Source organism: Methylophaga sp. UBA4204, assembly GCF_002379485.1.
In the GTDB taxonomy this organism is placed as follows: domain Bacteria; phylum Pseudomonadota; class Gammaproteobacteria; order Nitrosococcales; family Methylophagaceae; genus Methylophaga.
In genome coordinates this window covers 72,542-83,239 of record NZ_DFTU01000048.1, presented here as the reverse complement: position 1 = coordinate 83,239, position 10,698 = coordinate 72,542, and the positions used below count along the sequence as shown (strand labels likewise).

At 43.8% G+C, this 10,698-nt stretch carries 10 protein-coding genes and 1 pseudogene; 8 read left to right on the top strand and 3 right to left on the bottom strand.

The window, feature by feature from the left end; genetic code table 11:
• The 6 genes from B3182_RS07180 to B3182_RS07155 all read left to right on the top strand — a co-directional run.
• Window positions 1–543, top strand: a 543-nt coding sequence (locus B3182_RS07180) for a Smr/MutS family protein (RefSeq protein WP_292752114.1), incomplete at its 5' end; no start/stop codon positions are given.
• Window positions 544–1,101: 558 nt separating this feature from the next.
• On the top strand, window positions 1,102–2,130 hold the full coding sequence (locus B3182_RS07175) for a DUF5677 domain-containing protein (protein WP_292357339.1): 1,029 nt from the start codon (window positions 1,102–1,104) through the stop codon (window positions 2,128–2,130).
• A gap of 77 nt (window positions 2,131–2,207) precedes the next feature.
• Entirely contained in the window at window positions 2,208–2,945 is a 738-nt protein-coding gene (locus B3182_RS07170; RefSeq protein WP_292357340.1) for a DUF4145 domain-containing protein, read from the top strand.
• Between the two features lie 78 nt (window positions 2,946–3,023).
• Window positions 3,024–3,599 carry a DUF1415 domain-containing protein gene (locus tag B3182_RS07165; RefSeq protein ID WP_292357342.1) on the top strand — a complete coding sequence of 192 codons (576 nt, stop codon included), beginning with the start codon at window positions 3,024–3,026 and terminating at the stop codon, window positions 3,597–3,599.
• Window positions 3,600–3,862: 263 nt separating this feature from the next.
• A complete protein-coding gene (gene hutG / locus B3182_RS07160) occupies window positions 3,863–4,690 on the top strand; it encodes an N-formylglutamate deformylase (protein ID WP_292411616.1) in 828 nt (275 codons plus the stop codon).
• Window positions 4,691–4,821: 131 nt separating this feature from the next.
• A complete protein-coding gene (locus tag B3182_RS07155) occupies window positions 4,822–5,262 on the top strand; it encodes a YqaA family protein (RefSeq protein WP_292357346.1) in 441 nt (146 codons plus the stop codon).
• Between the two features lie 147 nt (window positions 5,263–5,409).
• On the opposite strand, the pseudogene mltF reads toward B3182_RS07155, so the two are convergent.
• Window positions 5,410–6,330, bottom strand: a pseudogene (mltF, locus tag B3182_RS07150) (membrane-bound lytic murein transglycosylase MltF); the annotation flags it as partial.
• An 18-nt stretch (window positions 6,331–6,348) separates the two neighbouring features.
• Window positions 6,349–6,777, bottom strand: a complete 429-nt coding sequence (locus tag B3182_RS07145) for a hypothetical protein (protein ID WP_292357350.1) — start codon at window positions 6,775–6,777, stop codon at window positions 6,349–6,351.
• Between the two features lie 523 nt (window positions 6,778–7,300).
• On the opposite strand from B3182_RS07145, the gene B3182_RS07140 reads away from it, so the two are divergent.
• Window positions 7,301–9,076: an autotransporter outer membrane beta-barrel domain-containing protein gene (locus B3182_RS07140; protein WP_292357351.1), complete on the top strand. Its 1,776-nt coding sequence runs from the start codon at window positions 7,301–7,303 to the stop codon at window positions 9,074–9,076.
• A gap of 227 nt (window positions 9,077–9,303) precedes the next feature.
• Here B3182_RS07140 and B3182_RS07135 read toward each other — a convergent pair whose 3' ends face one another.
• A complete protein-coding gene (locus tag B3182_RS07135; protein WP_292740830.1) occupies window positions 9,304–9,900 on the bottom strand; it encodes a murein L,D-transpeptidase catalytic domain family protein in 597 nt (198 codons plus the stop codon).
• Between the two features lie 281 nt (window positions 9,901–10,181).
• Between B3182_RS07135 and B3182_RS07130 the strand changes: the two genes are divergently transcribed.
• A partial coding sequence (locus B3182_RS07130) for a hypothetical protein (RefSeq protein WP_292752111.1) occupies window positions 10,182–10,698 on the top strand: 517 nt, incomplete at its 3' end.

Below are 10,698 nucleotides of genomic sequence, written 5' to 3'. Positions count from 1 at the left end.
AAAAAAAAAAATGATGACGACGATTTTCCCTTGTTTCGCAATGAAATGAGCGCCGCCGAGCCGATAAAACATGACCGCCTGGTGCATCGAAAACCACCGCCGCCGCCAACGGTCAGAAAACCCTCCGCAGCCGAACTCACCCATGACACCAGCGAGTTTTCCAGCCTGTTCGCTCCCGAAACAGTCGGCAATGAAGAATATCTCGAATACCGTGGCGACGGCATTCAAAACCGTCAATTCGCCAAACTCAAAAACGGCAAAGTGCATCTCGAAGCCGAACTCGATTTACACGGCCTCACCCTCGCCAAAGCTGAACCCACCCTCTCCCATTTTCTCGAACAATGTCAGCAAGAAAAGATTAGATGCGTACGAATCATTCACGGCAAAGGCTGGGGATCACGCGATAACAAACCGGTGTTAAAAAGCAAACTCAATCACTGGCTCAGACAAAGTGATGCCGTGTTAGCGTTTTGCAGTGCAACGATTGAAGATGGTGGAACTGGGGCTTTGTATGTTTTGTTGAAGAGGCAGTATGAAAAGTGAATTTTTAATTGGCCATTTTATTTCATCTATTTCGGACCTTTTTCCTTTGATTATTCAGATATTTAGATAATTCATGTCAGATGGCTCAGAATTAGATGGCCGCCTGCTAATAATTATTATGAAGCCAACGGCCTTATCAACATACTGTTAGGTGTATATGAAAGTCATCGATGAAGAAAAAAAGTTCATGGTTCTTATTCGAAGAGGAAGGACGGTTTCTTTTTGATGTGAACTGTTCGCATAGTTTTGTGGGCTACGACTTTATGATGTTCCTTAATGAGGAAGAGATTTCCCCTATAAATAGAAGGGTCGCGAATATCTCAATGAATTAGCTAATGCAATTGATTATTCAACTCCCATATCTAAAAACAAGCCCATCTAAGTAAAAGAGCGCTATGTATACGAGCAATATTCAGGGCAATCACTGGATGCAATTGATGTCTGGCGTGAGCAAAACGGTGATTAATCACCTAACAAGCAAAGGCAGCATCGCTCTGCGGGCTGGACGCGCTAATGCGCGCCGCTGCTTTGGGCGTTATGAGTCATAAGGAAAGTTGAGTGGAAGATTTACAGCAGCATTTTTTAAAAACACTCAATGACATGCTAGAGGGCAATCCAGAGCTGGCAGAAGATATTGATATTGAGCAGTTAATAGCTGACGTAACACCAGAAGCCGTACGCTTGATGAAAAGCACTCTTCAGAAATCAGCAAAGAAGATGCTTAAGGAACATAGAACGCTAGCGAGCGGTTTCGAAAAGCGTAATATAAAGCGTTGGTCAAAAGCGTTTGATTTGCTAGAAACCCACATTGTAATTTGTACTGAAGCTGGGGAGGATTTTAATTCATCCTATCGAGCAACTGCTGTAGATAGCAATGATTTAGTCTTTGATATTGTTGTTCGGCATCATGCCAGAGCGTGCCATATCGCTCAAGAAATCTTGTGTCTTCTTAAATCAGGTTTTGCTGATGCCGCTCACGCAAGGTGGAGAGCGCTTCATGAAGTAAATGCGACGGGCATGTTTATAGCTAAACATGGTCAAGAGTGTGCTGAGAGATTTTATTTCCATGACATTGTTGATTCTTACGATGGAATGCTTGAGCACAAAAAGTACGAAGATCGGCTCCAGGAAAAGGCTGCCTCCCCAGAGGAAATAGAGAGCTGCAAAGTAGAATACGATAAAGTGATTGCGCGTTATGGGAAAAAGTTTGGAGATCACTACGGCTGGGCCTCAAACATATTCCCTAAACATAGTCGTGTAGGATTTACGGCAATAGAAAAGGATGTTGGTTTGGATCATATGCGCCCCTACTATAAGTGGGCCAGTCAGAACGTACATTCGGGCTCAAAAGGAATGAGAAATCGTCTTGGTCTGTGTGAGGCAAAAGAAGATGTCCTACTGGTTGGGCAGAGTAATTCAGGAATGACAGACCCTGCGCATGCAACCGCCATTAGTTTAAGTCAAATAACCTGCACACTATTAATGCTCGAGCCAACGTTAGACCACATCGTTCTCATGACAATAATTGACGGGTATCAAGAGGATATTGGGAGCACATTCTTGGAGGTTGAGGAAAATGATTCATAACAAACGCGGCAATATCTACTCTCGTACCTCGCGCGCTTTACGCGGGCGTTATGTACTGTCAATGATCGGAGTTTTTAATGATACCTGAGTACGGAAGTAAGAAGTATCAATGCCCCCACTGTAATACAGTTGCTACTCAAGAGTGGTTTACGGCTAACAATGCTAGCACTACAGCCACCGGCATTCTTAGCCATCTGTATCTGAACTATAGATCAAGTATTGATGACTATACGCAAGAAAGAATCGTCAGGTTTTTACAGGAAATTGATAATAATTTTAAAAGAAGTTTCTACAAATTTGTCCCTGATGGCTTCGCAGTAGCGACCTGTTCTTCTTGTGATGGTTTTACATTATGGGTTAATAAAGAAATTGTTTACCCCAAGAAAACAACTTTACCGCCACCAAATGCTGATCTAAATGATGATATAAAATCACTTTACATTGAGGCTTCTAAAATTCTTATTGATTCCCCAAAAGGAGCTACTGCTTTGCTTCGGCTCGCTTTACAAAAATTATTGGAACAGGTTGGGAAGAGCGGGAAGAATATAAATAGCGACATTAAGGATTTGGTTGCTGAAGGTCTTAGCCCTAAGATTCAGCAGGCGCTTGACCTTCTCAGGGTTGTAGGAAATAACGCTGTCCACCCAGGACAAATAAACTTTGATGATAATTCTGAAATTGCTCAGAAGTTGTTTGGTATTTTGAATTTCATCGCTGAAGAATTAATCACGAAGCCAAAAGAACTAGAGCAACTATACGCTGATTTAATACCAACTGACACACAAGGTCATATCAAGCAGAGGGATGGCTTATAACAAGCCGTTGAAATTCATTACAGGCTCGATCAATAGGGTCAGAGTGTTTGATTTTGGGTGACGATGTATGAAAAACGAATGAAGAAATTATCACGACCAAGTGAGATCCGAAATGACGAGGAAATTGTTCTATCGGTTCGGCAGTGGGTTAACACTTTTGTGATGGAAATGAATCTATGCCCATTTGCTAAGCATGAGATGCTGAACAATCGGGTGCGCTTTGCTACCACAAGAGCGATAACGGAAGACCAATTGTTGAAGTCACTGCAAGACGAGCTGGAACTGCTCAATAGTGATCCGTCAGTTGAAACTACGCTGCTGATTCACTCAAATGTATTGCAGGACTTTTATGACTACAATCAGTTTTTGAGTAATGCCGATAACCTCCTTTTGGAAATGGGACTGGAAGGTACCTATCAGATCGCCAGTTTTCATCCAGATTACCAATTTGGTGGAACAAATCCGGACGATGCAGAGAATTATACAAACCGATCTCCTTACCCCTTGTTGCATCTTATTCGGGAGGCGAGTCTTGAGCGAGCTATTGTGGAATATCCTGATGTCGATCAAGTTCCAATACGAAACGTAGCGCTAATGAATAGTCTGGGACACAATAAGCTGCAGGCACTCTTTGAGAGCCTATTTAAGCTGTAGGGAGCAGTATTACTTTAGGGATAAATCAGTCAGCCAACTTAAAAATTCAATTGAAGTTCACATCACCTGCTAATGCAGATCAATATGGTCGGAGTGCAAAACTGGCAACACCGGCCAAGAGTGAGCTAAATCATAGTTCTGGTGATATTGAGATATCAAGGGGTCAGCCAACTTGTTTTTACGATTTGGTAACACGGTTTTTTACCTCCTTTGGCTAACGGACTGAGAAAGGCCAAAACTCAAATTTTTATTTTGGAGCTTCAATGATGACAACCGAATGGCTGGAAATCAATCAGGGCAGCGCCCCCATACTGATGAGCCTACCGCATACCGGAACGAAAATACCCGATGCTATCCAATCACAGCTTGCCTGTTCGACCGAACAAGCCCTGACAGATACCGACTGGTATGTGCACCAGTTGTACGATTTTGTCAGCTCAATGGGAATATCCACCGTTCGTACTGCTATTTCCCGCTGCGTGGTCGATGTAAACCGCGATCCTTCCGGTCAGTCATTGTACCCTGGCCAGGCCACCACAGAGCTTTGCCCAACAACCCGTTTTGATGGACAGCCGCTGTATTCAGCGCCTATTGACGACGCAGAGGTTGAACGTCGTAAAAAGCAGTATTTTGAACCCTACCATGCCGCTATTCGGGGGCAGTTGGACCGGTTGTTGCTGGATCACGACATTGTCATTCTGTTTGACGCCCACTCGATTCGTTCACAATGTCCGCGACTGTTCGACGGCACTTTGCCCGACTTGAACCTGGGTACGAATAGTGGTCGAAGCTGCGCACCAGACCTTGCCCTTCTGGTCGAAAAGCATTTATCCGGTGGTAATTTTTCTTTCGTGCATAACGGTCGGTTTAAAGGTGGCTGGATAACCCGCAATTATGGCCAGCCTTCCAGTCAGGTTCACGGGTTGCAGTTGGAAATAGCTCAGCAAAGCTACATGCACGAAGTTCAAGGTGACTCTCCTGCTCCATATTCTGCTGCCCGTGCTGCTGCATTGCAGTCAGAACTGAAAGGTCTGTTTGTTAAGCTGGTGAACTGGGCTCAGGCCAAGGGTTCAAGGGGTCAGCCAACTTGAAAAGTTTACTTGTTACTCTGAAAATCAAGGAATCAATAGGGTCAGAGTCGATTGAAATTTACTTCACAACTATCAATGGTAACTGATCCCATTTATTTCAATTTTTATCCGTGCTACAGACAATGAGCATCATGGAATATTTATCAGAACTCGGACATATTGGTCTTTTTATCTCTGCATTTTTAGCCGCGACGATTTTACCTTTAAGCTCAGAAATTGTTTTGAGTGCTTTATTGCTGAATGGTTTATCCCCCACTACGCTAGTCATCATTGCAACAACAGGAAATGTTTTGGGTTCACTCACAAACTATGCTCTAGGTTACTGGGCTAGCTTGGTTGTGGTCAAAAAATGGTTAAGGATGTCGGAAGATGATTTCGTGCGAGCAGAACAGCGTTTTGTTAAATACGGCATGTTTTCGTTGTGTTTTGCTTGGGTTCCAATAATCGGTGACCCATTAACCGTTATGGCTGGTGTTTTGCGAGTTCGCTTAAAGTGGTTTCTTATATTGGTTACTGCAGGTAAATTTCTGCGGTATGTCGTCATTAGTTACATGGTTTTGAACGTAAATTGACGGATACATCAAACGATCAACAATATAAAGAGACAAATCCCGTAGGTTGGGTTGAAGCATGAAACCCAACACTTCATAAATGACGCAACGTTATCTAATTGTTGGATTTCGTAAACTCAACCCAACCTACCCGTTTTCTTTGTGATGTTAATCTGTAAAAACCGGCTTAATCACATCACGATAGTTACGAATACGTTGCACAAAATGAACAGGTTCATAACCTCGAGCGTAACCATAACGGGTGCTGGGGTAATATCGTTTGTCCGCTTTCAGTGGCAGGATCTCACGCATATCTGACCAGGAATCCGGGTTTTTACCTAATTCACGGGCCAGCTGCCGGGCATCTAATAAATGTCCTCGACCAATGTTGTAGCTGGCAAGTGCCAGGTAAGTTCGATCGGGCTCGGGAATTGATTCAGGTAAGCGTTGATGGCGATCAGCAAGATAGCGGGCGCCACCATCGATAGCTTCTTCAGGATCAGTGCGATCTTCCACGCCCAGTTCTTCGGCTGTTGCCTGGGTGAGCATCATGATGCCACGCACTCCCGTTGGAGATACCGCTTTGGGATTCCAGTTTGATTCCTGATACGCCAGGGCAGCCAGCAGATCTGCAGGCATGCCAGTGCTTTCTTCTGCTGTTTCGAATTCATCGATATAACGTTTCAGGCGTTTATCAATACTACGATTGAGCGCACGTAAATCAACGAAATCAAACTCACTGATATAGCTGTAATAACGACTTTCCATCCGACCAATGGCTTCATCACCTTCACTGCTGTTCATCCACTCATGCGCATCGTTAGCAATGTCTCTGAATTTATTAGGTGCATACCAGCCGAGATTACGACCATCGGTGAGGTCCATGGCAACTTCCAGATAGGGAAAATGCCGTTGCATAATATTGACGATATTGGCATCAGCCACTGAGCATTGGATGCTTTTTTCTGCCACCGCGGCCAGTATCAACTCACTGGTTCGTGAATCTTCACGAAACTGTAGGTCAGCATAATCAGCATTAATTTCTTTGAGAGTAGCTACGTAGCTGGAATCCTCCGTCACCACAATCTCAAAATCGCTTAAGCCATCTTATGAATTAGGTAATGGACTCAGTTCCCGATGACAAACCAGTTGTTCGGTCACATCGGTATGTGCTGGGCCTTTAGCGTATCTTGCATTACGAAGAGTGTTAAAGGTAAGGCCTGCTGCGGCCAGATGTACTGAAGCATTGTCGAGTGCTTTGATTACCGCTGAGGTGGAGTCATACATTGTCCACTCCACTTCCCAACCACGTGCGGCAGCATAATCTGTTATCAACGCATATTCAGGTCCGGCAGGATTTTCATGACGGTCTAAATAATACGTAGTTGAACCGTTACGTGTAGCAACGTGTAAGACACCACTTTCAGATGGTGCTGCCAGGTCTTGGTTGGCCCGTTGAGACTCGCTTGAGCAGGCAGGGATTAATGAAATGGTGAGCACACCAAACAGCAGTGGACGTATATCCTTAATCGACAAAATAACTCCTCTGATTGATTAATCAGTTAATGTTTTGACAGTAGTTGTGTAAATCGTTCAGAAAAATTTAGGGATGGTTTTTACCCCTATCACTCAAATTTATCTTCAACGAATGGATTGGCTTTGATTTCTATTTATAAGATAAAAATATAAACATGGCTATTAATATTTATCTTTCTCTATATGCATTAATTATATTTTTGAGTTACAAGATAATTGAAAAAGGAATTTTTCTCTTTTTCAATTATTATTTATGAGGAATTTGTAATACTTTATAAACAATTTAACCACGTTATTTAAAAAGTGATAACCTGTAAAAAATTCCTAAAGCCTTGGTCTGAGTGCCGTAATTGAAGTGCTCAAGAATGAAATCCAAAGGCATTTAGCAAAATAAATTTAATCAATTGAAATAATAAGTTACATATCAACTTCGACTCTAAGCAATTAGTAACCTCAATAAAAAAACGTAGTTTTACTTTTCGCTGATCAACCAAAAAATTTGCAGTATTAAGGAGTAACAGAGTTGAAGTTAATTATTTCCATCTTATTGGTATTGTTTACCCGACCTGCTTTTGCCCAGTGTAATGGCGGCGTGACAGTCACAACTACCCTGGAAGTGACAGCCAGTTGTAATGGGGGCAATATAAAAGGACTAACCCTTGATACCGGGGCGGATGTCACTATTGCTTCAGGGGTAACGGTTTCAAATGATGCGCAGAAAGGTGTGACTGGTCGGTCAGTGGTTATTTTGGAAACATCAACATCAGCCAAACTGGTCAATTACGGGTCAATTTATACGTATAACCAATGGGGTTTGTGGAACAAACCAGGCGGGAACGTTGATGTCGCTAACTTTGGTCAAATCACTGGTGTGGTCAGATACGGCATTAGTAATCAATCAACAATCACCTCTTTAACTAACATTGGCAGTATTACAGGTGGATTTGCCAGCATCGGAAATGGAAGTGCCTCGATAAAGAACCTTAATAACTTACAAGGTTCGCATACGACTGGTCCCTTAAATATTCGTGGTAACTTACCTGAAAATTACAACATCATTATTAAAAGTCCAACGCAATATGGTCAGTTCTCAGCTTTAAGTTTCGCACCCGGTAATATTCAAATTTCCGCTGCAAACAATGGAAATATGGCGTTCAACATATACGGTAATTTGGGCACAACACTTGTTTCCGGGGTGGATGCTTCTGTTGTATCTGAGGGAAGATACCTGGAAGTTTTGCAGGATTTTCCGACCCTCAACAATATTTCAGATACCACTGGCACTTATGGTCGTTTTAACTACAGTCTGGTGGCAAATGAAAGCTTGTTAAATGCCTGGGATTTATTATTTGTTTTTGCAGGCCCATCTGTTGTTGATACCCAAGCCTCTGTTCAATCTCTAGCATCAGACCTACGCGGCGGATTTTCACAGCAGCTTATCGCTACAAACTTTGCCAACATGAATACTTACGACTGTGATTTGTTTGATACCAGAGGTTTTTGTGTCTCTGTGGGTGGCCAACAGACCTATGTGGATAATCCCAGCACGCATGAGACTTCTGCGGTCATAGTTGCAGGTTATAAAGCTACACCTACCCTGCGCTTTGGGGGCTTTTTAAATCACAATCTCAATACCAACACCGTCGCAAGTGTGGATATTTCAAATGCAAATCCACTGATGGGAATATTTATCGTCTGGAACCAAAATGCAGACCACTTGGGCTATCAATTTAAAATTGCCAATGCTTATCAGGATAAAAATTTAACAACTACTCGCGAGATCATGAATACCTCAGAAGCCGGTGTTGGTGACACGTCCATCAATACCCAAAGCTATGTGGGTGAATTAAGTTATAGCTTTCTGGTGAATGAAGCGAGAACCTTAGTCAGGCCATATGCCGCTTTACGTTATACCCGAATCAAACAGGATGCCTATACAGAAGAAGGTTCTATCTTTTCGCCTTTGACCTATGCCGCTCTTGAAGACCGTTCAACCGTTGCTTTAGTGGGTATGAAGCTCAATCAAAAACTGACAGACAAAGTGAATCTGACTGGTAGCGTGGGTATTGAACACGACCTTTCTCACTCCGTAGATGATTTAACAGCGACGGGCGTCAGTGGCTTAACCAGTGAAAATTTTAACGACAGTCTTAATCGCACGCGTCCTGTGGCAAGCATTGGTGCTTATTTCAGCCCCGCCAGTAATCAACGAATTGCAGTAGATTTTTACTACCAACAATTACCTTTTCAAAGTACTGGCTCAGCCACTGCTTATGTGAATTACACACTCGGTTTGTAATTAATGCTGGATGGTTAATTATGTTGGTAGCGTAAAACTTATTTAATAAGTGCATTAAGAACATTGAAACAATGCGTGCTTACTCTAAATTTTATGAAAATCAAGGGGTAAGTTGAAGCATTAACAATACATCATCTCAGCACTAACTTTATGACACGGTTTAGGACATCAGGACTGGTTATCGCTTGTACACAAGTAAACTGGTTTTGTGCGCGCTGATGACTCTATCAACTACCCTTATTGTTGATTGGTGGCAGAATTGCCGCCACCCGTTTGGGTTGACAGTTGAGATAAGGGGAAGTCGCAAGCCAATGATCATCAGGGTAATAAGAAAAGACAAACTGGCCGTCTTTAAGTGTATCCACCACCTGATCGGCAACATCCCGGCTTACTGCAGGGCATCCATGGCTTCGGCCGATGCGGCCATGCCGTTTGATCCATTGATTGTTCACGTAGTCAGCACCGTGAATAACGATTGCCCGTTCTCGAGCGCGATCATTGATACCAGGTTCCAAGCCATCCATACGCAGGGAATAACCGTGCCGGCCTATATAGCTCTCTGAAGCCCGGAACAGACCGATGCTGGACTGATGGCTGCCTTGTTCATTGGAAAATTTGGTCGCTACATTGTCACCTGAGTTGCGACCATGGGCCACCAGCTCCTCGAGAATCAGTGAACGGCTGTTCAAATCAAATATCCACAAGCGTGGTTCGGTTGAAGGTAAAGAAAAATCGATGACCGCCAGTCGGTCCGCCTGGTCAGCACCATGATTGACCGCACACCTCATCGCGGAAATGGCTTTGTCCAGTACGGCTCGATTCATGTTGGGGGCCTGAATGGCCAAGTCTTCCGTAAGTGGCGAAAGCATTGGGGCTTTATCTGCGGCAAGAGATGGAACGGAAAGGAGCAGCATCAGGCTAAAGATAAAAGCTGTCGTATGGCGCCGGGATGAGGGCTTGTGCATCAATGTTTTCCCCTAATAGTGCTCTGGTGCCCCCTATCAGGGCTGAGTCAATATGTCAGAACCGCAATAATGGTGCGAACAGCACAATTCGTTCGCATCCCGAATTAACAATGTTATGGTTAGGGGGGATTCTAACAGGCTTGGAGAAGGGAGCAAGAAGGTTGTACATTTTGTTACCAAAGTGGTGTGCTTTAACTGCATGCTTTTTCGCCATTTCGGTATGGTCCTGTCAGGTGTTGGCGGTTAATAATTCACTAGGAGATTTTGCCAGCGATCTTGCTCCGATTATGTCTGACGGCGGACTTTGTCGTGTCCCGGATTCTAGCAAGTCACAGTACCAGGCGGTCTGGCTGCAAAGTTTATACGGTAACAGTTTCTCAGCTCCACTGTGGTCGGATATTGAGCGCTATGATGGCTTGCTTGCTGCCCTTGCGGATGTAAAATGGGATGGCCTGGATCCAAAGATGTATGGCCTCTTGCAGCTGGAAGAATGGCGATCAATCAGCAGTGCAGATGGCGAAACCTTTGCCTGCCGCGATCTATTGGCGTCTACGGCCTATCTGGCAGCGCTCTACCACTTGCAGTATGGTTTACTCGATCGTTCAGATATTGCCCCCCTCTGGCGACTCGTTGAGGATAAAAGCAGCGGGGTCGAAT

Coding starts and splice junctions, on each gene's coding strand:
- B3182_RS07135 (WP_292740830.1), bottom strand. CDS start 9,900: ATGAATCGAGCCGTACTGGACAAAGCCATTTCCGCGATGAGGTGTGCG.
- B3182_RS07165 (WP_292357342.1), top strand. CDS start 3,024: ATGAAGAAATTATCACGACCAAGTGAGATCCGAAATGACGAGGAAATT.
- hutG (WP_292411616.1), top strand. CDS start 3,863: ATGATGACAACCGAATGGCTGGAAATCAATCAGGGCAGCGCCCCCATA.
- B3182_RS07170 (WP_292357340.1), top strand. CDS start 2,208: ATGATACCTGAGTACGGAAGTAAGAAGTATCAATGCCCCCACTGTAAT.
- B3182_RS07155 (WP_292357346.1), top strand. CDS start 4,822: ATGGAATATTTATCAGAACTCGGACATATTGGTCTTTTTATCTCTGCA.